This window comes from Pseudomonas idahonensis, assembly GCF_037903935.1.
GTDB classification, from domain to species: Bacteria; Pseudomonadota; Gammaproteobacteria; order Pseudomonadales; family Pseudomonadaceae; genus Aquipseudomonas; species Aquipseudomonas danubii.
On sequence record NZ_CP149586.1, the window covers coordinates 658402 to 685344 of the forward strand.

At 63.2% G+C, this 26943-nt stretch carries 23 protein-coding genes; 13 read left to right on the plus strand and 10 right to left on the minus strand.

Going from position 1 to position 26943, the window contains the following annotated elements:
* Positions 1-26 precede the first annotated feature (26 nt).
* From WIN67_RS02930 to WIN67_RS02940, 3 genes are all read left to right on the plus strand, one after another.
* Positions 27-3302, plus strand: a complete 3276-nt coding sequence (locus WIN67_RS02930; RefSeq protein WP_339070610.1) for a transglutaminase family protein — start codon at positions 27-29, stop codon at positions 3300-3302.
* 87 nt (positions 3303-3389) lie between these two features.
* Positions 3390-5876, plus strand: a complete 2487-nt coding sequence (locus WIN67_RS02935; RefSeq protein WP_339070611.1) for a circularly permuted type 2 ATP-grasp protein — start codon at positions 3390-3392, stop codon at positions 5874-5876.
* On the plus strand, positions 5876-6766 hold the full coding sequence (locus WIN67_RS02940) for a transglutaminase family protein (protein ID WP_102862922.1): 891 nt from the start codon (positions 5876-5878) through the stop codon (positions 6764-6766). Before WIN67_RS02935 ends, WIN67_RS02940 begins: the two co-directional genes overlap by 1 nt.
* Before the next feature lie 92 nt (positions 6767-6858).
* Here WIN67_RS02940 and WIN67_RS02945 read toward each other — a convergent pair whose 3' ends face one another.
* Positions 6859-7035: a hypothetical protein gene (locus WIN67_RS02945; protein ID WP_339070612.1), complete on the minus strand. Its 177-nt coding sequence runs from the start codon at positions 7033-7035 to the stop codon at positions 6859-6861.
* Between the two features lie 68 nt (positions 7036-7103).
* Positions 7104-7691, minus strand: coding sequence for a TIGR00730 family Rossman fold protein (locus WIN67_RS02950; protein WP_110595446.1), 588 nt, complete (start codon positions 7689-7691; stop codon positions 7104-7106).
* A gap of 352 nt (positions 7692-8043) precedes the next feature.
* On the opposite strand from WIN67_RS02950, the gene azu reads away from it, so the two are divergent.
* Positions 8044-8490 (plus strand): azurin, encoded by a 447-nt coding sequence (gene azu, locus WIN67_RS02955; protein WP_226522554.1) that lies wholly within the window; start codon positions 8044-8046, stop codon positions 8488-8490.
* Positions 8491-8642: 152 nt separating this feature from the next.
* On the opposite strand, the gene nadE is transcribed toward azu, so the two are convergent.
* The 3 genes from nadE to WIN67_RS02970 form a co-directional block, all read right to left on the minus strand.
* Entirely contained in the window at positions 8643-9470 is an 828-nt protein-coding gene (gene nadE, locus WIN67_RS02960) for an ammonia-dependent NAD(+) synthetase (protein ID WP_102862925.1), read from the minus strand.
* A 3-nt stretch (positions 9471-9473) separates the two neighbouring features.
* Positions 9474-10688 (minus strand): nicotinate phosphoribosyltransferase, encoded by a 1215-nt coding sequence (gene pncB / locus WIN67_RS02965; RefSeq protein WP_102882000.1) that lies wholly within the window; start codon positions 10686-10688, stop codon positions 9474-9476.
* Positions 10689-10881: 193 nt separating this feature from the next.
* A complete protein-coding gene (locus WIN67_RS02970; protein WP_110650928.1) occupies positions 10882-11784 on the minus strand; it encodes a LysR family transcriptional regulator in 903 nt (300 codons plus the stop codon).
* 171 nt (positions 11785-11955) lie between these two features.
* Between WIN67_RS02970 and WIN67_RS02975 the strand changes: the two genes are divergently transcribed.
* From WIN67_RS02975 to WIN67_RS03015, 9 genes are all read left to right on the plus strand, one after another.
* Entirely contained in the window at positions 11956-13446 is a 1491-nt protein-coding gene (locus WIN67_RS02975; protein WP_253084231.1) for an aldehyde dehydrogenase family protein, read from the plus strand.
* Positions 13447-13559: 113 nt separating this feature from the next.
* A complete protein-coding gene (locus WIN67_RS02980; protein ID WP_339070613.1) occupies positions 13560-14843 on the plus strand; it encodes an FAD-binding oxidoreductase in 1284 nt (427 codons plus the stop codon).
* A 364-nt stretch (positions 14844-15207) separates the two neighbouring features.
* A complete protein-coding gene (locus WIN67_RS02985) occupies positions 15208-16344 on the plus strand; it encodes a branched-chain amino acid ABC transporter substrate-binding protein (protein WP_102881998.1) in 1137 nt (378 codons plus the stop codon).
* Positions 16345-16505: 161 nt separating this feature from the next.
* The gene (locus tag WIN67_RS02990) at positions 16506-17420 is read left to right on the plus strand and encodes an ABC transporter permease subunit (RefSeq protein ID WP_102862931.1); all 915 of its coding nucleotides are present in this window, start codon (positions 16506-16508) and stop codon (positions 17418-17420) included.
* A 2-nt stretch (positions 17421-17422) separates the two neighbouring features.
* Positions 17423-18718 carry a high-affinity branched-chain amino acid ABC transporter permease LivM gene (livM, locus tag WIN67_RS02995; protein ID WP_102862932.1) on the plus strand — a complete coding sequence of 432 codons (1296 nt, stop codon included), beginning with the start codon at positions 17423-17425 and terminating at the stop codon, positions 18716-18718.
* Positions 18715-19587: an ATP-binding cassette domain-containing protein gene (locus WIN67_RS03000; protein WP_102862933.1), complete on the plus strand. Its 873-nt coding sequence runs from the start codon at positions 18715-18717 to the stop codon at positions 19585-19587. Before livM ends, WIN67_RS03000 begins: the two co-directional genes overlap by 4 nt.
* Complete coding sequence (locus tag WIN67_RS03005; RefSeq protein WP_339070614.1) at positions 19584-20300, plus strand: ABC transporter ATP-binding protein; 717 nt, start codon at positions 19584-19586, stop codon at positions 20298-20300. The genes WIN67_RS03000 and WIN67_RS03005 overlap by 4 nt, the downstream gene beginning before the upstream one ends.
* Before the next feature lie 895 nt (positions 20301-21195).
* Positions 21196-21957: an SDR family oxidoreductase gene (locus WIN67_RS03010; protein WP_123391289.1), complete on the plus strand. Its 762-nt coding sequence runs from the start codon at positions 21196-21198 to the stop codon at positions 21955-21957.
* A 236-nt stretch (positions 21958-22193) separates the two neighbouring features.
* Positions 22194-23099 carry a cation diffusion facilitator family transporter gene (locus WIN67_RS03015; protein WP_102862935.1) on the plus strand — a complete coding sequence of 302 codons (906 nt, stop codon included), beginning with the start codon at positions 22194-22196 and terminating at the stop codon, positions 23097-23099.
* A gap of 73 nt (positions 23100-23172) precedes the next feature.
* On the opposite strand, the gene WIN67_RS03020 is transcribed toward WIN67_RS03015, so the two are convergent.
* The 5 genes from WIN67_RS03020 to ureE all read right to left on the minus strand — a co-directional run bounded on the left by WIN67_RS03020 (position 23173) and on the right by ureE (position 26936).
* Positions 23173-24312 carry an AGE family epimerase/isomerase gene (locus WIN67_RS03020; RefSeq protein ID WP_339070615.1) on the minus strand — a complete coding sequence of 380 codons (1140 nt, stop codon included), beginning with the start codon at positions 24310-24312 and terminating at the stop codon, positions 23173-23175.
* A 218-nt stretch (positions 24313-24530) separates the two neighbouring features.
* The gene (locus tag WIN67_RS03025) at positions 24531-25103 is read right to left on the minus strand and encodes a HupE/UreJ family protein (protein WP_213664647.1); all 573 of its coding nucleotides are present in this window, start codon (positions 25101-25103) and stop codon (positions 24531-24533) included.
* A 37-nt stretch (positions 25104-25140) separates the two neighbouring features.
* Complete coding sequence (gene ureG, locus WIN67_RS03030; RefSeq protein ID WP_047301379.1) at positions 25141-25755, minus strand: urease accessory protein UreG; 615 nt, start codon at positions 25753-25755, stop codon at positions 25141-25143.
* 9 nt (positions 25756-25764) lie between these two features.
* Positions 25765-26439, minus strand: coding sequence for an urease accessory protein UreF (locus WIN67_RS03035; protein ID WP_213664648.1), 675 nt, complete (start codon positions 26437-26439; stop codon positions 25765-25767).
* Positions 26436-26936 carry an urease accessory protein UreE gene (ureE, locus tag WIN67_RS03040; RefSeq protein ID WP_170001570.1) on the minus strand — a complete coding sequence of 167 codons (501 nt, stop codon included), beginning with the start codon at positions 26934-26936 and terminating at the stop codon, positions 26436-26438. The genes WIN67_RS03035 and ureE overlap by 4 nt, the downstream gene beginning before the upstream one ends.
* Positions 26937-26943 lie beyond the last annotated feature (7 nt).

Below are 26943 nucleotides of genomic sequence, written 5' to 3' on the forward strand. Positions count from 1 at the left end.
CCGCTCAGGCTCGCAGGAGGCACGCCGTGTCGATTCATGTCGCATTGCACCATGTCACGCACTATCGCTACGACCGCGCCGTCGAACTTGGCCCGCAGATCGTCCGCCTGCGCCCGGCTGCCCACAGCCGCACGCGAATCCTCTCCTATGCGCTGAAGGTCCAGCCCGAGCAGCATTTCATCAACTGGCAGCAGGACCCCCAGGGCAATTATCTGGCGCGCCTGGTCTTTGCGGAGAAAACCACCGAGCTGCGGATCGAAGTGGATCTGCTGGCGGAGATGGCGGTGTTCAATCCGTTCGACTTTTTCCTTGAGCCCTACGCGCAGCAGATCCCTTTCGCCTACGCCGCCGATGAGCAGCGCGAGCTGGCGCCCTACCTGGAAACCCTGCCCCTGACGCCCAAGTTCCAGGCCTACCTGGACGGTATCTCGCGTACGCCGTTGCCTGCGGTGGACTTCCTGGTGGCGTTGAATCAGCGACTCAGCGCAGACATCGCCTACCTGATTCGCCTGGAACCGGGGGTGCAGAGCCCGGAGCAGACCCTGGTCAATGCCTCCGGCTCCTGTCGCGATTCGGCCTGGCTGCTGGTGCAGCTGTTACGCCACCTGGGACTGGCGGCGCGTTTCGTCTCCGGCTACCTGATCCAGCTCACGGCCGACGTCAAATCCCTGGACGGTCCTTCGGGTACTGAGGTGGACTTCACCGACCTGCACGCCTGGTGCGAGGTCTACCTCCCCGGAGCCGGCTGGATCGGCCTGGACGCCACCTCAGGGCTGTTTGCCGGAGAAGGTCACATTCCCCTGGCCTGCAGCCCCGATCCCTCTTCAGCGGCGCCTATCACGGGTCTTGTGGAACCTTGCGAGTGTCAGTTCAGCCATGAAATGAGTGTGGAGCGGATCTGGGAAGCGCCCCGGGTCACCAAGCCTTACACCGACGAGCAGTGGCTGGCCATCCAGGCCCTGGGTCGGCAGATCGATGTGGACTTGCTGCAGAACGATGTGCGCCTGACCATGGGCGGCGAACCGACCTTCGTGGCCATCGACGATCCCGACGGCGCCGAGTGGAACACCGCCGCCCTGGGCGCGAACAAGCGGCGTTTGGCCGCTGAGCTGTTCCAGCGCCTGCGCCAGCGCTACGGGCCTCAGGGGCTGGTGCATTTCGGCCAGGGCAAGTGGTACCCGGGGGAGCAATTGCCGCGCTGGTCGCTGAACTGCTATTGGCGAGTTGACGGTGTGCCGATCTGGCACAACAGCGCCTTGGTTGCCGATGAGCACGAGGACTATGGCGCTGACGCATCATTGGCCGGGCGCTTTCTCGCCAGTGTCGCCGAGCGCCTGAAGCTGCCCGGGCGCTTTGTGTTTCCCGCCTACGAAGACCACTTCTATTACCTGTGGCGCGAGGGCCGCCTGCCCCTCAATGTCAGTGCCGAGGACTCGCGGCTGGAGGATGCCCTGGAGCGCCAGCGGTTGCGCAAGGTGTTCAGCCAGGGTCTGGATAAAGTCATTGGCCAGGTGCTGCCCCTGGCCCGTAGCGCCAAGGGTGATCAATGGCAGAGCGGCCGCTGGTATTTGCGAGACAGTCATTGCCGATTGGTGCCTGGGGATTCCCCCCTGGGCTATCGCCTGCCCCTGGCGTCCCAACCCTGGGTGACAGCGGCGGAGTACCCCTTCATTCACCCCAACGATCCGAACCAGGATTTCCCTGAGCTGCCGGACCGGGCGCAGCTCGCAGAAGTCCCTGAGTCGGCGGTTGCGGATGAGCGCGTGCCAGAGATTGATCAGTCCGCGGATTGGCTGACCCGCACCGCGCTCTGCGCCGAGGCGCGAGAAGGGCGGCTGTACCTGTTCATGCCGCCCCTGGAGCGACTCGAGGATTACCTGCAACTGGTCAGCGTGATTGAAGCCACTGCGGCAGAGCTGCATTGCCCGGTGCTGCTGGAAGGCTACGAGCCGCCCGCCGACCCGCGCTTGAGCAACTTCCGGGTGACGCCGGACCCGGGCGTGATCGAGGTCAACGTGCAGCCTTCGGTCAGTTGGGACGAGCTGGTGGAGCGCACCGAGTTCCTGTACGAGCAGGCCCGGCAGACCCGCCTGACCAGTGAGAAATTCATGATCGACGGGCGCCACACCGGTACTGGCGGCGGCAACCATTTCGTCCTCGGTGGCGCGACGCCGGCGGATTCGCCGTTCCTGCGCCGCCCCGACCTGCTGCGTAGCCTGATCAGCTATTGGCACAATCATCCGTCGTTGTCCTACCTGTTTTCCGGATTGTTCATCGGCCCCACCTCCCAGGCACCCAGGGTCGATGAGGCGCGCAACGACTCGCTTTATGAACTGGAAATTGCCTTTGCACAGATGCCCGCGCCGGGCCAGGAGTGCCCGCCGTGGCGGGTGGATCGCCTGCTGCGCAACCTGCTGATCGATGTCACCGGCAATACCCATCGCGCCGAGTTCTGCATCGACAAGCTCTATGCGCCGGACGGCGCCACCGGGCGTCTCGGCCTGCTGGAACTGCGGGCCTTTGAAATGCCGCCCCATGGGCGCATGAGCCTGGTCCAGCAGTTGCTGCTGCGGGCGCTGGTGGCGCGGTTCTGGCGCGAACCTTATGCCCCGGCCAAGCTGGCGCGTTGGGGCACCGAGCTGCACGATCGCTTCCTGCTGCCGCATTTCATCGAGCAGGACTTCGCCGATGTGCTGGTAGAGCTCAATGCCGCCGGATATCCGCTGCGGGCCGAGTGGTTTGCCCCGCACCTGGAGTTTCGCTTTCCCAAGGTCGGCGATTACGCGGTCAGCGGTATCGAGCTGGAGTTGCGTCAGGCCCTTGAGCCCTGGCACGTGCTGGGGGAAGAGGGCGGGGCCGGGGGCACGGTGCGCTATGTCGACTCCTCTGTGGAGCGTCTGCAGGTCAAGGTCAGCGGGCTGACGCCGCAGCGCCATGTGCTGACCTGCAACGGTGTGGCGGTCCCCTTGCAGCCCACGGGGCGGGTAGGGGAGTTTGTCGCCGGAGTGCGCTATCGCGCCTGGCAGCCGGCCAACTGCCTGCAACCCGGCATCCCGGTACACGCACCGCTGGTGTTCGATCTGCTGGACAGCTGGATGCAGCGCTCCCTGGGGGGCTGCCAATACCATGTGGCCCATCCTGGGGGGCGCAACTACGACAGTCTGCCGGTCAATGCCAATGAAGCGGAAAGCCGACGCATGGCGCGTTTCTTTCGCCTCGGACACAGCCCCGGTAGCCTCGCGGTGCCGCCTTTGATCATCAATGACGAGCTGCCCATGACCCTGGATTTGCGACGCTTCTAATCCACCTGCGACGCCCGCGATATAGCCATATCCGGGCGTCGGGGCTGTGGGTTAATCTGACTTTCCCTGCCGTCTGCCGAGTGTTCCATGCCTGACTTGCTAGACCGTTACCCGCTGACGGCGGGTACCTACCATGAGCTGCTGGATGACCAGGGTGCGGTCCGGGCGCACTGGCAGCGCCTGCTTGAACAACTGCAACGCAGCAGCCCCGCGCAACTGGCCCAGCGCCAGGCGCTGCTGACCCGGCAGATCCACGAGAACGGTGTTACCTACAACGTCTATGCCGACCCCAAGGGCGCGGACCGGCCCTGGGAGCTGGATTTGCTGCCCCATGTGATCCCGGTGGAGGAGTGGCAACTGTTGTCCGCCGGGATCGCCCAGCGGGCGCGCCTGCTCAATGCCGTACTGGCGGACCTGTACGGCCCGCAGCGACTGATCAGCGAAGGGCTGTTGCCTGCTGAACTGGTGTTCGGGCACAACAACTTTCTCTGGCCATGCCAGGGCATCCAGCCGCCCGAGCAGACCTTTCTGCACCTCTATGCAGTGGACCTGGCGCGCACCCCCGATGGTCGCTGGTGGGTCACTGCCGATCGTACCCAGGCGCCGTCCGGGGCCGGCTATGCCCTGGAAAATCGCATGATCGTGTCCCGGGCCTTTCCGGATATGTACCGCGACCTGCACGTGCAGCATCTGGCCGGCTTCTTCCGTGCCCTGCAGGAAACCCTGGCCCGGCAGGCGCCCCGGGATGCCGAAGCGCCGCTGATCGTGCTGCTGACTCCGGGGCGTTTCAACGAGAGTTATTTCGAGCATCTGTACCTGGCGCGCCAGCTGGGTTACCCGCTGGTGGAGGGCGGCGACCTGACGGTGCGCGATGCCACGGTCTATCTCAAGACCCTCAGTGGCCTGCGTCGGGTGCACGCCATTATGCGTCGCCTGGATGATGATTTCTGTGATCCTCTGGAGCTGCGTACCGATTCCGCTCTGGGGGTGCCCGGCCTGCTGGATGCGGTGCGTCAGGGCCGGGTGCTGGTGGCCAATGCCCTGGGCAGCGGGGTGCTGGAGTCTCCAGGGCTGCTGGGCTTCTTGCCGAAAATCAGCCAGTTCCTGTTGGGGGAGCCATTGCTCCTGCCTTCCATCGCCACCTGGTGGTGTGGCGAGGCGCCCGTGCTGCAACAGGCCCTGGAGAAACTCCCAGAGCTGCTGATCAAACCGGCGTTTCCATCCCAGAGTTTCACCCCGGTGCTGGGGCGCGACCTGAGTCCCGAACAGCGCGCCAGCCTCGCCGAGCGTATGCGTGCGCGGCCCTACGCTTATGTCGCCCAGGAGTTGCCGCAACTGTCCCAGGCGCCGGTCTGGCAGGCCGAGGACGGTGGCTTGCAGCCACGGGCCATCGGTATGCGGGTGTACGCGGTGGCCAGCGACGACGGCTATCGGGTGCTGCCCGGCGGCCTGACCCGGGTCGCCGCCGACGCCGACGCCGAAGTGGTGTCGATGCAGCGCGGTGGCGCCAGCAAGGACACTTGGGTGCTGGGGGAGCGCGCCCCCAGCGGCGAGCAATGGAAAGCCCAGCGCACCATTGGTGTCTATGACCTGGTCCGTCGTGATCCCTACTTGCCGTCGCGGGTGGTGGAAAACCTGTTCTGGTTCGGTCGTTATTGTGAGCGCTGTGACGACAGTGCACGGCTGTTGCGGATCATGCTGGCCCGTTACGTCGATGGCGACGATCCGCGAGCTTTGCTGGCCGCAGTGGACCTGGGGGAAAGCCTGATGCTGCTGCCGGATGAGGGCGAGTTGCCCGAGCGTCTGCTGGCGGCCCTGCTGGGGGAGGACTGGTCGTTCAGCTTGCGCTCCAACCTGCAGCGCCTGCAGTGGGCCGCCTCCCAGGTGCGCGGCAAGCTGTCCCGGGAAAACTGGCAGGCCTTGGTGGAGTTGCAGCGCGAAGCCCAGGAGCTGGACACCGCAGAGCCGGACTTCGGCGAGCTGCTGGATTTTCTCAATCGTCTGGTGATGTCCCTGGCGGCGCTCTCGGGATTCGCCCTGGACGACATGACCCGGGACGAAGGGTGGCGCTTCCTGATGATTGGCCGGCGCATCGAGCGCCTGCAATTTCTCAGCAGCAGCCTGGCGGCCTTCCTGCGGGGCACTGCGGTGTTCGATCAGGCGGGCTTGGAGTGGCTGCTGGAGCTGGGCAACAGCAGCATCACCTATCGCTCCCGCTACCTGGCGGTGGCGCAGTTGATCCCGGTCCTCGACCTGTTGCTGCTGGATGAGCAGAACCCCCACGCGGTGCTGTTCCAGCTCAAGCTGGTGACCCGAACCCTCAAGCGCCTCAACGATGACTTCGGCGTGCCCCGCGAGGTGGCGTTGCCGGGGCTGGTGGAGCGCCTGGCCCATGTCGACCTGGGCTGCCTGGAGAACTCCCTGTTTGGCGAGGCCAGCGTGAGAGCCGCCGTGGCCGGGCTGGCGGACCTGTTGCAAGAGATCGCCGAGGTCAGCGGCCAGGTGTCCGATCGCCTGGCCTTGCGGCATTTCGCCCACGTGGATGATGTCAGCCAGCAAACGGTGTCGGTGTAATGAGCGCGCGCTACCAGATTTTCCATGACACCCATTATCGCTACGACAGCCCGGTGTCCCTGGCCCAGCAGCTGGCGCACCTGTGGCCCCGGGTTTGCGCCTGGCAACAGTGCAGCGAGCGGCAGTTGCTGATCAGTCCCGAGCCCACCTCCCGCCGTGACGAGCAGGATGTGTTTGGTAACCCTTTGACCCGTCTGGCCTTCGAGCGGCCCCATGATGAATTGCAGGTCAACGCCCAGCTTAGCGTCGAGGTGCTGGATCGGCCGCGTTTGGACTTTGCCGCGTCCATGGCGTGGGATGTCGCCCGCGGAGCCCTGACCTACAGCGGTCGGCCATTGCCGGTGGCGTTGCTGGAGGCCAGCCGCTATCGCTTCGAGTCACCTTATGTGCATCTCAAGCAGCGCTTCGTCGAGTTTTCCGCAAGCTGCTTTGCTCCGGGCCGGCCACTGTTGCAGGGCGTCCAGGCCTTGATGGAGAAGATCTTCAGCGAGTTCACCTTCGATGCCGAAGCGACCCAAGTGGCGACACCTTTGGTGGAAGTCCTGGAGCGTCGACGGGGTGTGTGCCAGGACTTTGCCCACCTGATGCTGGCGTGCCTGCGTTCGCGAGGGTTGGCGGCGCGCTACATCAGCGGCTACCTGCTGACCCAGCCACCGCCGGGGCAGCCGCGGCTGATCGGTGCCGACGCTTCCCATGCCTGGGTTTCGGTGTTTTGCCCGGTGCTGGGCTGGGTGGATTTCGATCCGACCAACAACGTGCAGCCGGCACTGGAACACATCACCCTGGCCTGGGGCCGTGATTTTTCCGATGTCTCGCCGTTGCGTGGAGTGATTCTTGGCGGGGGCAGCCATGACCCGGAGGTCCGGGTCACCGTCATGCCTCTGGAATAAAGCTGGAGTCGGCTTGCCGGCGAAGAGGCCGGCGGATACTGCGTAGGGCTGGAGAGCGCTTTCGCTGGCAAGCCAGCTCCTACAGTTTCAGGTCAGGCCTGGGGGGGCTGAGACTCGGCGTCATCGACGCTCACTTCACCTTCAGTATCCGGGGTCAGTGCGCTGGCCTCTTCTGCAGCAGCTTTCTTGCGTTGCAGCTTTTCCTCTTTCTTCTGTTCCTTGGCCAAGTCTCGTTGACGTTTGGCGAAGGAGTAGTTGGGTTTAGCCATGGGCGATCCTCTGGGGTCGAAGGTGAGGTTGAGCGGCGCGTATTCTGCCTGTTATCGGGTGCTGACGGTTAACTGGGTTTGCTCTCGGCCCACTTGTCCGCTACCGAAGGCTTCCAGGCGTCCAGGGCATCCAGCAGGCTGGCTGGCGATTCGCTCATTTGCAGCATGTCACGGTGCGGGGCCCGGACGAAGCCTTCGCCGACGATATGGTCGAGAAATCCACTGAGTTTTTCGTAGAAGCCGTTCACTTCCAGCAGGCCCAGAGGCTTGTGGTGATAGCCCAGTTGGCCCCAGGTCCAGACTTCGAACAACTCTTCCAGGGTGCCCAGGCCCCCAGGCAGGGCAATGAAGGCATCGCTGAGTTCAGCCATGCGCGCCTTGCGTGCGTGCATGCCGTCCACCACTTCCAGGCGGGTCAGGCCGTTGTGGCCGATTTCCTTGTCTTTCAGGCTTTGCGGGATGATCCCGATGACTTCACCGCCGGCTGCCAGGGCCGCGTCGGCCACTATGCCCATCAGGCCCACCGCGCCGCCGCCATAGACCAGGGTCAGCTTGCGCTCGGCCAGGGCCCGGCCCAGGGCCTGGGCTGCTTCACGATAGAGGGGATGGCTGCCGGTACTGGCGCCACAAAATACACAGACAGAAGTTAACGACATGCCTTACTCCGTGGTCATTGATGGCCTCAGAGTAAAGGCTGAAAGATCTGGCTCCAAGCATTAAACCTCGCGTTGCGGGGTTTCATGGGTGCCGCTGGCGCCACAGGCGTAGGCGGCGAGCAAGCTGCGAAACAGGCTGTTGAGAGGCATGACCAAGGCTCCTAAAAGATGTTGATGGGCAGATCTTAGAGGGCGGTTTCGCAGGGGACTGTTTGATTGTCTTGATCGGCCCGATAGCAGAGAGTTGTATACAGTTTTTTGATGCAAATCATAGGAACTTGGCAGAAATTCAGGCAGTCTTCGGTCCCATGGATTCAGATGGATTTTGTTAACCCTGCCTTGGAGATTCACCATGTTTGCCAAACTCGTTGCGGTATCCCTGTTGACACTGGCCAGCAGCCAACTGATGGCTGCCGAATGCAAGGTCGATGTCGACTCTACCGACCAGATGTCCTTCAACACTAAGGAAATCACCATCGACAAGAGCTGCAAGACCTTCACCGTGAACCTGACTCACTCCGGCAGCCTGCCGAAGAACGTCATGGGTCATAACTGGGTCCTGAGCAAAACCGCAGACATGGCTGGCATCGCCGCCGACGGCATGGCCGCTGGCATCGACAAGAGCTACCTGAAAGAAGGCGACACCCGCGTCATCGCCCACACCAAGATCATCGGTGCTGGCGAGAAAGACTCGGTGACCTTCGACGTATCGAAGCTGACTGCTGGCGAAAGCTACCAGTTCTTCTGCTCGTTCCCAGGCCACAACTCGATGATGAAAGGCGCTGTGGTCCTGAAGTAAACATCAGGCCCGGCTGCAACAAGAAAGCGCCCCTAGGGGCGCTTTTTTTGTGTGTGTATGTAGGAGCGGGCTTGCCCGCGAACAGGCCATTGAACCTTGTGCAGCATAGCGGCCGCTTCGTCGGCAAGCCGGCTCCTACAGAACGTGGTGGGTCACGGGGCGAAGGGCATGACGCGCTTGTGATGGGTCTTGCGGTAGGTGTCGCAGATGATCTTGAAGGCTTCTTCACGCACCGGCTGGCCATGCAGGAAGGCGTCGATCTCGGTGTAGGTGACGCCATGTGAGGCTTCATCCGGTTTGCCCGGGGACAGGTCCTCGAGGTCGGCGGTGGGCACCTTCTCTACCAGGGATTCCGGAGCGCCGAAGTAGCGCGCAATCGAACGCACCTGATTCTTCACCAGGCCGCTCAGTGGCGCCAGGTCGCAGGCGCCATCACCGAACTTGGTGAAGAAACCCATCACCGCTTCGGCGGCGTGGTCGGTGCCGATCACCAGGCCCTGGGCGGCGCCGGCGATGGTGTACTGGGCCACCATGCGCATCCGCGCCTTGGTGTTGCCCAGGACAAAGTCCCGGGACACCGCGTGCTGCCCCTCAAAGGCCGCGACTTCATTGGCCAGGGCCTTGACCGCCGGGCCGATGTTCACGGTGTGGCGTTCGTCGGGGTTGATGAAGTCCACCGAAGCCTGGGCATCGTGTTCGTCGAACTGGGTCTCGTAGGGCAGGCGCACGGCGATGAAGCGGTAGCTGTCGTCACCGCTGCGCTCGCGCAGCTCACGCATGGCGCGTTGGGCCAGCAGGCCGGCGGTCAGCGAGTCGACACCGCCGCTGATACCCAGGACCAGGGACTTGAGACCGGAATTGACCAGGCAATCCTGGATGAAACGGACGCGCCGGGCGATTTCCGCCTCCAGGGCAGCTTGGTCGGGAAAAGGTGCTTGGACCTTCAGCTGCTGCGCAATCTCACGCTGTGCGGCTTGCATGATTCACTCCTTGCCAGGTTGGGCAGGTACTTGGAAAACGTGGCGCAAGTAAGCGACGAAGTTGGGATCCTTGCAATGGGTCTTGCCCGCTTCATCGGAGATCTTGGCGACGGGCTGGCCATTGCAGGCGGCCATTTTAAGCACGATGCTCATCGGCTCGACACCGGGAATATCACAGGTCAGGTTGGTGCCGATGCCAAAGCTGACGTTGATCCGCCCCCGCAGCGCACGGAATATTTCCAGGGAGCGCGGCAGGGTCAGGCTGTCGGAGAACACCAGGGTCTTGCTCATCGGGTCGATGCCCAGCTTGTGGTAATGGGCGATGGCTTTCTCCGCCCAGAGGATCGGGTCCCCGGAGTCGTGGCGCAGGCCGTCGAACAGCTTGGCGAAGAACAGATCGAAGTCACCGAGGAAGGCGTCGGTGGTGATGCAGTCGGTCAGGGCAATGCCCAACAGCCCGCGGTATTCGCGGACCCAGCAGTCGAGGGCGGCGATCTGGCTGTCGATCAACCGGGGGCCCAACTGCTGGTGGGCCATGATCCATTCGTGGGCCATGGTGCCCAGGGGTTTCATGTTCAGCTCCCGGGACAGGTGCACGTTGCTGGTGCCGACAAAACGCCCGGGGAAATCGTGCTTGAGCACGTTCACCACTTCTTCCTGGACCCGGTAGGAAAAGCGTCGGCGGGTGCCGAAATCCGCCACTTGCAGTTCGGACAACTCTTCGCTGCTGGCGTTGGCGCTGAGCCAGTCGAACTTGCGGTACAGCTGCTCCCGGGCCTGCACCAGCTGTATCTCGCGGTAGCGGTAGCGGTTACGCACTTCGCTGATGATGGCCAGCATCGGCACTTCGAACAGAATCACGTGCAGCCAGGGACCGCGCAGGCGGATGAACAGCTCGCCGTTCTCGATGCCGGTGTGCACGTAGCGCAGGTTGAAGCGAAACAGCCCGAGAAAGCGCAGGAAGTCCGGCTTGAGGAAGCTGATGCGTTCGAGAAAGCCCAGTTGGTCGGCGCTCAGGCTCAGTTCTGCCAGGCGCTCGAACTGATAGCGGATCTCCGCCAGGTACGGCTGCAGATCCTCGCTGTTACGGCAACGAAACTCCCATTCCACTTCCACGTTGGGGTAGTTGTGCAGCACCGCCTGCATCATGGTCAGTTTGTAGAAGTCGGTGTCGAGCAGGTTCTGCACGATGCGATCGGCAAACACACTCTCGCTCATAACGGGAATCTCCATGCTGGCCGCGACGGACAGCGGCGGCTTCAGCTCTTTCAATGAAGGCGCTAGTGGCGCATAGACGTCCTGCGCTTGACCAGCGATTTTTGCGGCGGGCCATTCTCCTGCGATAGGTGTTGGCTGGCCAGCGAATGGGGCTTCGGCCGTGCCTGGGCCCCATTCGCCGGCAAGCCGGCTCCTATGCGAGGGGAGCATCGTTGTGTTCGAGCATCCAGCGCACGAAGTCGCGGACCTTGGGCACTTCCGCCGAGTGTTCGGGGTAGGCCAGGTAGTAGGCATCCTGGCTGGGCATGGCGTACTTCCAGGCGATCACCAGCTTGCCCTCGGCCAGTTCCTCTTCCACCAGGAAGCGTGGCAGCAGCGCCACGCCACAACCGACCTGGGCGGCGCGGATGCACATATAGAAGGTTTCGAAGCGCGGGCCGTGATAGCTGTGTTCGGTCTGATAACCCTGCTGTTCGAACCATTCGTGCCAGCCCTGGGGCCGTGAGGCGTTTTGCAGCAATACCAGATCGGTCAGTTGCCGCGGGTCGGTCAAGGGTTCGGTGGGCAGGCTATCCGGGGCGCAGACCGCCACCAGTTCTTCGCTGAACAGCTTCAGGCTCTCGGTGCCGGGGCGCGAACCCTGGCCGAAGTAGAACGCCAGGTCGGCGTGGCCCTGGAGCAGTTCGTCCGGCTCCTGCTCGTTGCACAGGTCCAGGTGGATATGCGGATGGCGCAGGCGCCAGCCCTTGAGGCGCGGCACCAGCCAGCGGGCGCCGAAGGTGTAGGGCGTGGACACCCGCAGCACTTCGGTCTCGCCGCCGTAGGAGCGCAGGTAGTGGGTGGACATCTCCACCTGGGTAAGGATCTTGCGCACTTCCACCAGATACAGGTCGCCGGCCGGGGTCAGTTGCAGGCGGCGGCGGACCCGACGGAATAACAGGTGCTGCAGCAGCTCTTCCAGCTGCGCCACCTGCTTGCTGACCGCGCTCTGGGTCAGATTGAGTTCCTCGGCGGCGCGGGTGAAGCTCAGGTGCCGGGTAACGGCCTCGAAGCACTGCAGGGCAGTGATCGACGGCAGGTAGCGTTTGTTGAGCATGGGTGGTCCTTGTTCTTATCGGTGCTGGATGCCGGCTCAGCATGAATAAACGGAATGATATCTCGCTTAAAGGTCGTTTGTTGGCAAGTCTCAGGCCAGCTACAACTACAGGCCTTGATGACCGTCGCAGCGGTCGGTTTTTTTGGCTTTTCATCTGTAAGGAGTGACCCCATGGTTGCCGCATTGCTTGATCGTCTGGGTGTGAACCCGGCCCTGTACCAGTCGGGCACCCAGCCTGTGCATTCGCCGATCGACGGCAGCCGGATCGCCGCCGTGAACTGGCAGGGCGCCGCCGAAGTGGAGCAGCAGGTCAGTCGCGCAGAGCATGCATTCGCCCTGTGGCGCAAAGTCCCGGCCCCCCGTCGTGGCGAGCTGGTGCGGCAATTCGGTGAGGTGCTGCGCGAGTACAAGGCCGATCTGGGCGAACTGGTTTCCTGGGAAGCCGGCAAGATCACCCAGGAAGGGTTGGGGGAAGTGCAGGAGATGATCGACATCTGCGACTTCGCCGTCGGTCTGTCGCGCCAGCTCTATGGCCTGACCATCGCCTCCGAGCGTCCCGGTCACCACATGCGTGAAACCTGGCATCCCCTGGGTGTGGTGGGGGTGATCAGTGCCTTCAACTTCCCGGTGGCGGTCTGGGCCTGGAACACCGCCCTGGCGCTGGTCTGCGGCAACCCGGTGATCTGGAAACCCTCGGAGAAGACCCCGCTCACCGCCCTGGCCTGCCAGGCGTTGCTGGAGCGGGTGCTGAAGAATTTCCAGGATGCTCCCGAGTACTTGAGCCAGGTGATCATCGGTGGTCGCGACGCTGGCGCCGCCCTGGTGGACGATCCACGAGTGGCCCTGATCAGCGCCACCGGCAGCACCCGCATGGGCCGTGAAGTGGCGCCGAAAGTGGCCGCACGCTTTGCCCGCAGCATTCTCGAACTGGGTGGCAACAACGCCATGATCCTCGGCCCGAGCGCCGACCTGGACATGGCCGTGCGCGCCATCCTGTTCAGCGCTGTCGGCACCGCCGGCCAGCGTTGCACCACCTTGCGCCGGTTGATTGCCCACGAGTCGGTGAAGGAGGAAATCGTCACCCGGCTCAAGGCGGCTTATGCCAAGGTGCGCATCGGCCACCCCCTGCAGGGCAACCTGATCGGCCCGCTGATCGACAAGCACAGCTTCGACGCCATGCAGGACGCCCTGGAACAGGCCCTGAGCGAGGGCGGCCGGGTGTTCGGTGGCCAACGCCAGTTGCAGGACCAGTTCCCCAATGCCTATTACGTGTCGCCGGCGATTGTCGAAATGCCGGAGCAGAGCGATGTGGTGTGCAGCGAAACCTTCGCCCCGATCCTCTATGTGATCGGCTACAACGACTTCGAAGAGGCCCTGCGCTTGAACAACGCCGTGCCCCAGGGCCTGTCGTCGTGCATCTTTACCACTGACGTGCGTGAAGCCGAGCAGTTCATGTCGGCGGTGGGCAGCGACTGCGGGATTGCCAACGTCAACATCGGCCCGAGTGGCGCGGAGATTGGCGGCGCCTTTGGTGGCGAGAAGGAAACCGGTGGCGGCCGCGAGTCCGGTTCCGATGCCTGGCGCGGTTACATGCGGCGCCAGACCAACACCGTCAACTACTCTCAGGAACTGCCGCTGGCCCAGGGCATCACCTTCGATTGAGTCTTTTCGCGAGCAGGCTCGCTCCTACGGGGAGGTTTGTAGGAGCCAGCTTGCTGGCGAACAGCGGTCAATGCGTTTCAGCGTCTGTGGTGGGTTGATTTCGGAGTCTGGCAATGGCGCTACAAGAACAATGTCTATGGGAAAAACTGACCCCACAAAGGCCTGACAATGCGCCGCTCAAGGGCGAGCTGACGGCGGATGTGTGCATCATCGGCGCCGGCTTCACCGGCTTGTCGGCGGCCGTGCATCTGCTGGAGCAAGGCAAACGGGTCTGTGTCGTCGAGGCCCACCGCGCCGGGCAGGGCGGTTCTGGGCGCAACGTCGGGCTGGTCAACGCCGGCCTGTGGATTCCACCGGACGAGATCGAGGCCGGTTTCGGCGAGCAGGTGGGCAGCCAGCTCAACCGCATGCTCGGGGCCGCGCCGTCCCTGGTGTTCAGCCTGGTGGACAAATACCAGATCGATTGCCAGTTACGCCGCGAAGGCACGTTGCACATGGCCCACAACGCCCGGGGCGAAGCCGACCTGCGCAGCCGCGAGGAGCAATGGAAGCGCCGTGGTGCGCCGGTGGAACTGTTGACCGGTGACGCCTGTGAAACCGCCACCGGCACCCGGAAGATCGCCGCCGCCTTGCTCGACCGGCGCGCCGGTACCCTCAACCCGATGGCCTACACCACCGGGCTGGCCAAGGCCGCGATCAAGCTCGGCGGCCAGTTGTTCGATCATTCCCCGGTGACCCGCCTTGAGCGCCAGGGTCAGCGCTGGTCGGTGCAGACCGACCAGGGTTCGGTGCTGGCCGAGCAGGTGGTGATCGCTTCCAACGCCTACACCGAAGGCGACTGGACCGAGCTGCGGCGCAACTTCTTCCCCGGCTACTACTACCAGGTGGCCTCGGCGCCGCTCACCGAAGAGGCCGCCCGGCAGATCCTGCCCGGAGGCCAGGGCTCCTGGGATACCCGCCAGGTGCTGAGCAGCATTCGCCGGGATGCCGATGGCCGCTTGTTGCTGGGCAGCCTGGGCAACGGCAACCAGAAACCCCTGTGGTTCCTCAAGGCCTGGGCCGATCGGGTGCAGCAGCATTACTTCCCCTACCTCAAACCGGTGGAGTGGGAATCCACCTGGACCGGCTGCATTGCCTTTACCCCCGATCACCTGATGCGCCTGTTTGAACCGGCGCCCGGCCTGGTGGCGGTCACCGGTTACAACGGCCGTGGCGTCACCACCGGCACCGTGGTCGGCAAGGCGTTCGCCGACTACCTGTGTAACGGCAATCCCCAGGCCCTGCCGATTCCTTTTGCCCCCATGCAGCCCTTGGTCGGAGTGGGGTTGCGCAGTTGTCTGTACGAGGCCGGATTCTCCCTCTACCACGCGGGCCAGTGCCTGCGGATCGTCATCTGAACAAGGAAATAAACAGTCGGGGACGACGCTTTTCGATGCAGCGACTAGCCTGTAATGGTGCGGCTCGTAGCAGTCTCGCACCAGCAGTGTGCAGTTCGGTGACGCGGGCTGTTACAGCAGGGTTGCACGTTGAATTGTGTCGCGGTTGCAATGATGGCACGCATGGGTTGCGCCCATTAAAAAGCAGGGTTTTACCTTCCGCGGTTTAGACGGTTGCACGCCCAATAAAAATGGGCTCGAAACAGTCGAAATAACAATAAGACAGCGACTTTTTTCAGAATAAAAAACCACTGGCACGGCGCTTGCTCTGAGCAATTCTAGTGAAGTCGCAGTGCCAACTAAAAAAACCTTGGAGCACCACCTCATGTCCCAGACGTTTTACAAGAAAGGCTTTCTGGCCCTCGCAGTGGCAACTGCGCTGGGTGTTTCTGCGTTTGCTCAAGCCGACCTGAAGATCGGCGTAGCGGGTCCCATGACAGGCGCCAATGCGGCATTTGGCGAGCAGTACATGAAGGGTGCACAGGCAGCGGCTGACGAGATCAACGCCAAGGGCGGGGTCAACGGCGAGAAGATCGTCCTGGTCAAGGGCGATGACGCCTGCGAACCGAAGCAGGCCGTGGCCGTGGCCAACCGCCTGGTGGACCAGGACAAGGTGGCGGGCGTCGTGGGGCACTTCTGCTCCTCGTCGACCATTCCGGCTTCCGAGGTGTACAGCGACGCCGGTGTGATTGCCATCACCCCGGGTTCCACCAACCCCCAGGTCACCGAGCGTGGCCTGTCCGCGATGTTCCGTATGTGCGGGCGTGACGATCAGCAGGGCATCGTCGCCGGCGACTACATCGTTGACGTGCTCAAAGGCAAGAAAGTCGTGGTGCTGCACGACAAGGACACCTACGGCCAGGGCCTGGCGGACGCCACCAAGGCACAGCTGACCAAGCGCGGCGTGACCCCGGTGCTGTACGAGGGCCTGACCCGTGGCGAGAAGGACTTCAGCGCCGTGGTGACCAAGATCCGCGCTGCCGGTGCCGACGTGGTGTACTTCGGCGGCCTGCACCCGGAAGCCGGTCCGTTGGTACGCCAGCTGCGTGAGCAGGGCCTGAAGGACGTCAAGTTCATGTCCGACGACGGCATCGTTACCGACGAGCTGGTGACCACCGCCGGCGGCCCGCAATACGTCGACGGTGTGTACATGACCTTCGGCGCCGACCCACGCCTGCTGCCGGACAGCAAGGCCGTGGTGGATGCCTTCCGCAAGGCCGGCACCGAGCCTGAAGGCTACACCCTGTACGCCTACGCGTCGGTCCAGGCCCTGGCCGCCGGCTTCAATGGCGCCAAATCCAACAAAGGCGAAGACGCCGCCAAGTGGCTCAAGGCCAACCCGGTGAAAACCGTGATGGGCGAGAAGTCCTGGGATGGCAAGGGCGACCTGAAGATCTCCGACTACGTGGTCTATCAGTGGGACAAGGACGGCAAGTACCACCAGCTGGAAAAACAGAAGTGACATGAGTCCGAACGAACCGGTACTACCCCCTGGTACCGGTTCGTACTCGTGCAGTACTTGCCTTTTCTCGTAGAGCTGCACAACGGACGTGTTGCGCGGACCGGTGATCCCTGTCCGTCGCTGACGCCCTGTGCCGTCTCTCAAGTCCGTGAGATTGCGTTATGGATGGTATTTTCCTGCAGCAACTGATCAATGGACTGACCCTCGGGTCTGTCTATGGTCTGATCGCCATCGGCTACACAATGGTCTATGGCATCATCGGCATGATCAACTTCGCCCACGGCGAGGTTTACATGATTTCCGCTTACCTCGCGGCAATCAGTCTGGCTCTGCTGGCCTACTTCGGCATTGAATCCTTCCCGCTACTCATTCTCGGCACCCTGGTCTTCACCGTGGTGGTGACGGGGATCTATGGCTGGGTCATCGAGCGCGTGGCCTACAAACCCCTGCGCAACTCCACCCGCCTGGCACCGCTGATCAGCGCCATCGGTATCTCGCTGATCCTGCAGAACTACGCGCAGATCAGCCAGGGCGCCAAGCAGCAAGGGGTTCCGACCCTGTTGGCCGGCGCCTGGAAAGTCGATATCGGCACCGGCTTCGTGCAGCTCACCTACACCAAGATCTTCATCCTGGTGGCGGCGTTCGCCGGCATGGCGCTGCTGACCTACATCATCAAGTACACCAAGCTGGGGCGCATGTGCCGGGCCACCCAGCAAGACCGCAAGATGGCCTCGATCCTCGGGATCAACACTGACCGGGTGATCTCCTACGTGTTCGTCATCGGCGCGGCCATGGCGGCCCTGGCCGGTGTGCTGATCACCATGAACTACGGCACCTTCGACTTCTACGCCGGCTTCGTCATCGGCATCAAGGCGTTCACCGCAGCCGTGCTCGGCGGCATTGGCTCGCTGCCCGGAGCGATGCTCGGCGGGATCATCCTCGGGATCTCCGAGTCGCTGTTCTCCGGCTTGATCAACTCCGACTACAAAGACGTGTTCAGTTTCTCGCTGCTGGTGCTGATCCTGATTTTCCGTCCCCAAGGCCTGCTGGGTCGCCCACTCGTGGCGAAGGTATAAGTATGTCTGCTGCCAATAAACCGATTGATATCAAGAAGAGCGTCATCGACGCCGTACTGGCCGGGCTGATCTCGCTGATCGTGTTCGGCCCCATCGTGGGCGTGGTCCTGGATGGCTACAGCTTCAACCTGGAACCGACCCGGGTCGCCTGGCTGGTGGCGATCGTCATGGCCGGCCGCCTGGCCCTGAGCCTGTTCCTGCAAACCCCCAAGGGCCTGAAGATTCTCCAGGGCTTCGAGACCACAGGCTCCGGGGTGCATGTGCTGGCGCCGGACTACAAGTCGCGGTTGCGCTGGATCATTCCGGCGCTGATCGTGATCGCCATCGTGTTCCCGTTCTTCGCCAACAAGTACCTGCTGACCGTGGTCATCCTCGGACTGATCTACGTGCTGCTGGGCCTGGGGCTGAACATCGTGGTGGGCCTGGCGGGGCTGCTGGACCTGGGCTACGTGGCGTTCTACGCCATCGGCGCCTACGGCCTGGCCCTGGGTTACCAGTACCTGGGCCTGGGCTTCTGGAGCGTGCTGCCCCTGGCGGCGATTGCCGCCGCGCTGGCGGGGTGCATATTGGGCTTCCCGGTGCTGCGAATGCATGGCGACTACCTGGCCATCGTGACCCTGGGCTTCGGCGAGATCATCCGCCTGGTGCTTAACAACTGGCTGTCCTTCACCGGCGGCCCCAACGGTATGCCGGTGCCATCGCCGACGTTCCTGGGCCTGGAGTTCGGTCGCAGGGCCAAGGACGGTGGGGTGCCGTTCCATGAGTTCTTCGGCCTGGAATACAACCCCAACCTGAAGTTCCTGTTCATCTACATCGTGCTGTTCCTGGTGGTGTTGCTGGTGCTCTACATCAAGCACCGGTTGACCCGCATGCCGGTGGGCCGGGCCTGGGAAGCCCTGCGTGAAGACGAGATCGCCTGCCGCGCCATGGGCTTGAACCACGTGCTGGTGAAACTCTCGGCCTTCACCATCGGTGCCTCCACCGCCGGTCTGGCCGGGGTGTTCTTCGCCAGCTATCAGGGCTTCGTCAACCCGTCCTCGTTCACCTTCTTCGAGTCGGCGCTGATCCTCGCCATCGTGGTGCTGGGGGGCATGGGCTCCACGGTGGGCGTGGTGATCGCGGCCTTCGTCCTGACCGTGGCGCCGGAGCTGCTGCGCAGCTTCTCCGAGTACCGGGTGCTGCTGTTCGGCATCCTCATGGTGTTGATGATGATCTGGCGACCGCGGGGGCTGATCCGCATCAGCCGTACCGGGGTGACGCCACGCAAAGGTGCTCTGACTGAGGGGAACGCGCCATGAGCGAATACATTCTTTCGGTCGAGAACCTGATGATGCACTTCGGTGGCATCAAGGCCCTCAGCGACGTCAGCCTCAAGGTCAAGCGCAACTCGATCTTCGCCCTGATCGGCCCCAACGGCGCCGGCAAGACCACGGTGTTCAACTGCCTGACCGGCTTCTACAAGGCCTCCGGCGGGCGCATCGAGCTCAATACCCGGGGCCAGCAGACCAACGTCATCAAGCTCTTGGGCGAGCCATTTCGTGCCACCGATTTGGTGTCGCCGAAAAGCTTCGCCAGTCGCCTGTACTACAAGATGTTTGGCGGCACCCACCTGGTGAACCGCGCCGGGTTGGCGCGGACCTTCCAGAACATTCGCCTGTTCAAGGAAATGTCCGTGGTGGAAAACCTGCTGGTGGCCCAGCACATGTGGGTCAACCGCAACCTGCTGGCGGGCATCCTCAACACCAAGGGCTACCGCCAGGCGGAAAGCGCCGCCCTGGACCACGCTTTCTACTGGCTGGAAGTGGTGGACCTGGTGGACTGTGCCAACCGCCTGGCCGGCGAGCTGTCCTACGGCCAGCAGCGGCGCCTGGAGATCGCCCGGGCCATGTGCACCCGGCCGCAGATCATCTGCCTCGACGAACCGGCCGCCGGCCTCAACCCCCAGGAAACCGAAGCGCTGAGCGCGATGATCCGGCTGCTGCGCGACGAGCACGATCTGACCGTGGTGCTGATTGAACACGACATGGGCATGGTGATGAGTATTTCCGACCACATCGTGGTGCTGGACCACGGCAACGTGATCGCCGAGGGCGGGCCGGAGGCGATCCGCAACGATCCGAAGGTGATCGCCGCCTACCTGGGTGCCGACGAAGAGGAACTGGTATGAGTCAACCCATACTCGAACTCAAGGATCTGGATGTGTACTACGGCCCGATCCAGGCCCTGAAGAAAGTCTCGCTGCACATCAACGAAGGGGAAACCGTGAGCCTGATCGGCTCCAACGGCGCCGGCAAGTCGACCCTGCTGATGTCGATCTTCGGCCAGCCCCGGGCGGAGTCCGGGCAGATCCTCTATCGCGGCGTGGACATCACCCACAAGTCGTCCCACTACATTGCCTCCAACGGCATCGCCCAGTCGCCGGAAGGGCGCCGGGTGTTCCCCGACATGACCGTGGAAGAGAACCTGCTGATGGGCACCATTCCCATTGGCGACCAGTACGCTAGCGAGGACATGCAGCGTATGTTCGAACTCTTTCCACGGCTCAAGGAGCGGCGTACCCAGCGGGCCATGACCATGTCTGGCGGTGAGCAGCAGATGCTGGCCATCGCTCGGGCGCTGATGAGCCGGCCCAAGCTGCTGTTGCTGGATGAACCGAGCCTGGGGCTGGCGCCGATCGTGGTGAAGCAGATCTTCACCACCCTGCGGGAGCTGGCGGCCACCGGCATGACCATCTTCCTGGTGGAGCAGAACGCCAACCATGCGCTGAAGCTCTCTGATCGCGCCTATGTGATGGTCAACGGCGAGATCCGCCTGAGCGGCACCGGCAAGGAGCTGCTGGTCAACGAGGAGGTGCGCAACGCTTACCTGGGCGGTCACTGACGGCCCGGTCTGTGGATAAACCATGCCCCGTCGGTTCACGCCGCCGGGGCATTTTTTATCCACAGTTTTCACCCGCCCCGTAGGCGCTGGCTTGCCAGCGGAACGCCCCCTGCCTATGGCAGCTGTTCAGATTCCGTTGTGCGTCCGGGATTTGCCGGCAAGCCGGTTCCTGCGGACTGAGTGCGGGCATTGGCAACCGCGGGTGCGCAGAAGGGCAGCCGGCGTCCGACAATTGTGGAAAACATTATTCCCAAGCTGGCAAAGCGCGGCATAAAGACGCTGCAAACAGTTGTTTTTCCACCGTTTTGACTTGTCCCCGTTTGCTGTGGAGCGGGCTGTGGGTAACGTGGGAGTAGCTGGCTGGAAGCCTTTGTTTACGTGGCCTGCAAGCAATTGATTGTTTTTTGATCATGGCTTTTTGAGCAACTCGAAGACGCGCTTGTCAACCTTTTTATTGTCGCAGCCGTACCTGCAAAAGACTCTGGATAAGCCTGTGGATAAGTCTGTGACTAAACTCTGGAAAGACTGCTCTGGGCGGCGTAGTTACTGGCCTCTGGCCTTATACACTTTGACCGCTCGGTCATCTTTTTTGCGGCCACCTGCATGGACAGCCTCTGCGGGTCAAGCAAAAAACTTCCCATGATCCGCTGCAAGCCCTGTGTACAGCGGCTTTGCGCGATTTGCACTTGCCCCCAAAGACTGTGGACCGGCCTGTGGATAAGGTGCGGGCATGTGGCTGCAGGCCTTGCCGGCCATAGCTTTCAGCCATGTGAGCGTTTTTTGTACAGTGATAGCGGATATCCAGCGCTTCTGTTGCCGCCCAGAGCCGGGCCGGGCATGCTGCGAAACGCTTTTTTATCGTAACGGCGGCTCGCCACCCAGCAAGGAGAACACCATGACTTCCACACTGTTCATTACGGGCGCGACGTCCGGTTTTGGCGAAGCCTGCGCCCGGCGTTTTGCCGAGGCCGGCTGGTCGCTGGTGCTCACCGGCCGCCGCGAGGAGCGCCTCAACGCGCTGTGCGCAGAGCTCTCCAAGCAGACCGAAGTGCACGGCCTGGTACTTGATGTGCGGGACCGCAAGGCCATGGAAGCGGCCATCACCAACCTGCCGCCGTCCTTTGGCAAGTTGCGCGGCCTGATCAACAATGCCGGCCTGGCCCTGGGCGTCGACCCGGCGCCCAAGTGCGACCTGGATGACTGGGACACCATGGTCGACACCAACATCAAGGGCTTGATGTACAGCACCCGTCTGCTGCTGCCGCGGCTGATCGCCCATGGCCGGGGCGCCGGGATCGTCAACCTGGGCTCCATTGCCGGCAACTACCCGTACCCGGGTAGTCACGTTTATGGCGCGAGCAAGGCCTTCGTCAAACAGTTCTCCCTGAACCTGCGCTGCGACCTGCAGGGCACTGGCGTGCGGGTCACCAACATTGAGCCGGGCCTGTGCGAAAGCGAGTTCTCCCTGGTGCGTTTCGCCGGCGATCAGGCGCGCTACGACGCCACCTACGCCGGGGCCGAGCCGATCCAGCCCGAGGACATTGCCGATACCATCTTCTGGGTTCTCAATACGCCTGCCCACGTCAACATCAATAGCCTGGAGCTGATGCCGGTGAGCCAGACCTGGGCCGGCTTCGCCATCGAGCGCAAGGTGTAACCGCTGCCGCAGGCTGCGACAGGGCCGCCAGACCCTCCAGCGGTTGCAAGACCTGGGCCTGCTACGCAGTTAGTCGCAAGCTCCGCCATGGCTCGGCAGTGACTACAGTTGTACTTGGAAACACATAAGCTGATTCGTTTCAGCTGAAGGTCAGCCTTGGCAGGGTAGAATTCCGCCCCGAAATTTCACTGCCGCCTCACTCAAGGCGGTGTTTTTGAAGTTCGATAGGAGGAGTTGTGAGTAACCGAGGTGAGCAGGTTCTGCTCAAACAATCGACTGTACTGATGTTCGCCGTGGCGATCGCCGGTATCGTCACGGGTTTTGTTTCTGGCGCCCAATCCATTTTGTTCGATGGGTTTTTTTCCCTGATCGCGACCTTCATCAAGGTCCTGATGCTGATCACTGCCAAGCTGATTGCCAAGGAAAGCAACCACCGTTTCCAGTTCGGCTTCTGGCACCTGGAACCCATGGTGCTGCTGATCGAAGGCAGCTTCCTGCTGTTGATCGCCATCTACGCCTTTCTTAACGGTGTGTTCGGCATCATCAATGGCGGCCGGGAGGTCGAGCTGGGGATGGTGATCTTCTACGCCGGGTTCTTTGCGGTAACGGAGTTCGCCTACTTCTTCTATGTGCGCCGGCGTAACCGCAAGCTCAAATCGTCGCTGATCCAGTTCGACAACATCAGCTGGCTGGTGGACGCAATGCTCTCGGTGGGGCTGCTGGTGAGTTTCATCATCGCCTTGCTGCTCAAGCAGTACGGGCATGGCCAGTGGGCGGTGTATGTCGACCCGGCGATCCTGATCCTGCTGGCCCTGAGCATGCTGCCGCCGGCCTTGAAGATCCTGCGGCCGGCGTTGCGTGATGTGCTGGGCATCGCTCCGGACCAGCTGGATGAAAAGGTGCGCAGCGTGATGGAAGAGGCCATGGTTGCCTATGGCTTCCAGGAATACATTTCCTACGTGCAGAAGCACGGCCGGGCGCGTTTCATCGAGATCCATATCGTGCTGCCGGCGGACTATCCGCTGCAGGATGTGGCGACTTTGGACCGCTTGCGCGAGGAGATTTCCAGTGAGTTGGGAGAGGCCGACGCAGCGCGCTGGCTGACCATCAGCTTTACCGGAGATCGCAAGTGGATCGTTTGATGGGCGGTGCGCTTTTCGCCGACCAGCCGTCTCCTACAGGGGGCTTGCAGGAGCCGGCTGGCCGGCAGAGGCTTCAGGCAAAATATTCCGCCAGCCCGCGATAACAGGTCGCCAGGTGATAAGGCGTGGTCGATGGCATATCCCGCCGGCTGACCGCGCCACTGGCATCCAGGCATTCATTCCAGCCCCCGGCATGCAGGAAATGCGCGTGCAGCGCCTTGAGCTGACGCAGCAGGGGCGCCTGGCTGTCCGCACGCAAGGTCAGGGCACGCAAGTACTCGGCCTGGGCCCAGATGCGCTGGGTGGCGTCCTTGATGGGGGCACCCGGTTGCAGGTCGAGCATGGCGCACACCGCGCCGCTCTGCGGGTCGACACCAAGCTGCTCGGCAAACGCGAAGGCACGACTCAATGAGGCGTGCAGCGGGTTGCTGCGCAGCAACGGCGAAGAGTCGAGGAGGAAGAACCACTCGAACTGATGCCCTGGCTCGAACCAGTTATCCACAGCCCCCAGGGGCTTCTCCAGCATCACTCCGTGCTGCGGGTCGATGAACTGCTGCTGCATGGCCTGGCACAGCTCCAGCAGTGCGGTTTGTACCGCGGCGTCTTCGCGCACTGCCAGGATTGCGAGAAAGGCTTCGGCCAGGTGCATCAGCGGATTCTGCAGGGGCCCGGAACCCAGTACGGACCAGTCCTCGGCGAGGCTGGCTTCGTAGAGTCCATCGCCGCGGGCAAAGCGCAGGGCTACCACTTCCAGGGCGGCATTGAGCACCGACTCCACCAGCGGCTCGCGGACCTTGGCCCAGTAATGAGCGCAGGCGAAGAGGATAAAGGCGTGGGTGTAGAGGTCCTTGCGCCGATCCAGCGGCGCGCCGTCGGCATCGATGCTGTAGAACCAGCCACCGTGCTCGGCATCGTGGAAGTGCCGCTGCAGCGAGCGGAACAGCGCGGCGGCCCGCTCCTCGGCAAAGGGGGCGGCGGCATCACCGATCAATTGGGAGAACAGGTACAGCTGCCGGGCGCAGGCCATGGCTCGATAGCGTTGCGGCGGCAATGGCCGCTGTTCGGCGTCCAGCGCCTCATAGGGCAGTGCCAACTGCGGATTCCAGCCCGGACCTTGCCACAGCGGCACTATCACCTTGTGGAAATGCTGCTGCATGGCGTTGAACAGAGCGCTCGATTCAGGCGAGGTGGCGGAGCGGGATACATCGGGCATTGGCTGGCGTCGTCACGGCAGGTTTGAGTGCGCGACATGTTACCAGAGAAGCCCCACAAGGCGGCTTGCCCGCCGAGCAGGGCGTACTGATAGGAGCTGGCTTGCCAGCAAAGACGGCCTAAAGATCACCTCAGCCTTGCAGGAGCCGGCTTGCCAGCGAACGAGGCCCGCAAGACCGCCTTCGCCGGCCAGCCGGCTCCTACAGAAGAGGGCAGGGATCAGCCCGCCAGCAACCACACGCCTGTGGCGGCCGAGGCCGCACCGGCCACGCGCACCAGCGGCGCCGCCGCCTGAGGCAGTACCCGCACCACGGCATAACCGGCGGCATGCAGGGCCGCGGTGGCTGCGACAAAACCGGCGGCATAGGCCCAGGGGCTGGACATGTCTGGCAGTTCCAGGCCATGGGCCACGCCATGGAACAGGGCAAACAGCGCAGTGGCGGCGAGCGCCAGGCTCAGTGGCGGGCGCACCGCCAGGGCCACGGCCAGGCCCAGGGCCAGTACCGAAGCGGCAATGCCGCTTTCCAGGGCCGGCAGGTTCAGCCCTTCGAAGCCCAGCAGGCCGCCAATCAGCATGGTGCCGACAAAGGTGCAGGGCAGTGCCCAGCGCGCCGCGCCTTGTTGCTGGGCGGCCCACAGGCCGACCGCAAGCATGGCCAGCAAGTGGTCGAGGCCGCCGATGGGGTGGCTGATACCGGCCATCAGGCCGTTGTCGCCGTGGCCCGGGTGAGCGAAGGCCAGGGCCGGGGTCAGCAGCAGCACCAGGGCGCCGAAGAGTGATTTCAGGGTCATGAGTGGCTTCCTTGTTGAGCGTTTTTCAGGTTCGGTTTCAGGCCGCGGTCAGCAGCCCTTGGCGTTCGATGAAGGCGATGATGTCTTCCAGGCCCTGGCCGGTCTTCTGGTTGCTGAAGACGAACGGCTTGCCGCCGCGCATGCGCTGGGTGTCGCTGTTCATCATCTCCAGAGAGGCGCCCACCAGCGGCGCCAGGTCGATCTTGTTGATCACCAGCAAGTCGGATTTGCAGATGCCCGGGCCCCCTTTGCGCGGCAGCTTGTCGCCAGCGGAAACGTCGATCACATAGATCGTCAGGTCCGACAGTTCCGGGCTGAAGGTGGCTGAAAGGTTGTCGCCGCCGGACTCCACCAGGATCAGATCGAGCCCCGGGAAGCGCCGGTTCAGCTGGTCCACCGCTTCCAGGTTGATCGAGGCGTCTTCGCGGATCGCGGTGTGCGGGCAGCCGCCGGTTTCCACGCCGATGATCCGCTCCGGCGCCAGGGCTTCATTGCGTACCAGGAAGTCGGCGTCTTCGCGGGTGTAGATGTCGTTGGTCACCACTGCCAGGTTGTAGCGCTCGCGCAGGGCCAGGCACAGGGCCAGGGTCAGGGCGGTCTTTCCGGAGCCCACCGGGCCGCCGATGCCGACACGCAGAGGTTGTGCGTTCATGAGTTTCTCCTAGGAACGGAACAGGCGGCTGTACTGGCGCTCGTGGGCCATGCTCGCCAGGGACAGGCCGAAAGCGGCGCTGCCAAGGTGGTTGGGGTCAAGGTGGGTGGCGTGGCGCTGGGCCTCTTGCAGCAGCGGCAGCAGCTCGCTGGTCAGGCGCTGGGCCGCCTGTTGGCCCAGGGGCAGGGTTTTCATCAGCACCGCCAGCTGGTTTTCCAGCCAGCTCCAGAGCCAGGCCGCCAGAGCGTCTTCGGGGTTGATGTGCCAGGCGCGGGCGGCCAGGGCCCAGCCCAGGGCCAGGTGCGGTTCGTCCTGGTGCGCCAGCAGCTCCCGGGCGCCACCGTCCAGTTCCGGCAGGCCTTCGAGCAATTGCTTGAGGGAATAGCCCATCTGCCGGCTTTCCTGGTACAGCTCGCGGGTTTCACGGCTGGCCCGATGTTCTTCGCAGAGTTGCTGCAGCCTGGCCCAGTCCTGATCTGCGGCGGCCTGGCAGTGGGCGAGCAGCAGCGGAGCCTCGAAGCGCGCCAGGTTGAGCAGCAACTGATCGCTGATCCAGCGCCTGGCACTGTCCGGGTCGTTCACCCGTTGTTGCTCCACTGCCATTTCCAGTCCCTGTGAATAGCTGTAGCCACCGATCGGCAGCTGTGGGCTGGCCAGGCGCAGCAGGGCCCAGGCTGGGTTCATTGACGGACGCCGAACTGGTGCAGGCGCGGCGGGTAGTTGAAGTCTTCATCGCCGTGGCGCGAATGATGGTGGCCGCCACCGTAGGCGCCGTGTTCGGGCTGGAACGGCGCCTCGATGGTTTCAGCGCTGGCGCCCAGTTGTTCGAGCATGGCCTTGAGCACGTAGTCATCGAGCAGGCGCAGCCAGCCGTCGCCCACCTGCAGGGCCACGTGGCGGTTGCCCAGGTGATAGGCGGCGCGGGTCAGTTCGAAGGCATTGCGGCAGGTGACATGGAGCAGGGTTTCCGGGCGGGCGCAGACCTTGACGATGCGTCCGTCCTCGGCCGCCAGGAACTCACCGTCGTGCAGGGGCGGCTGGCCGCGCTCCAGAAACAGGCCGACGTCTTCGCCTGTGGCACTGAAACAGCGCAGACGGCTTTTGCTGCGAGCCTCATAGGTCAGGTGCAGCTCGGCGGACCAGGTGGCTTGGGGTTCGGTTCTGCGGTGGATCACCAGCATCGGAAAG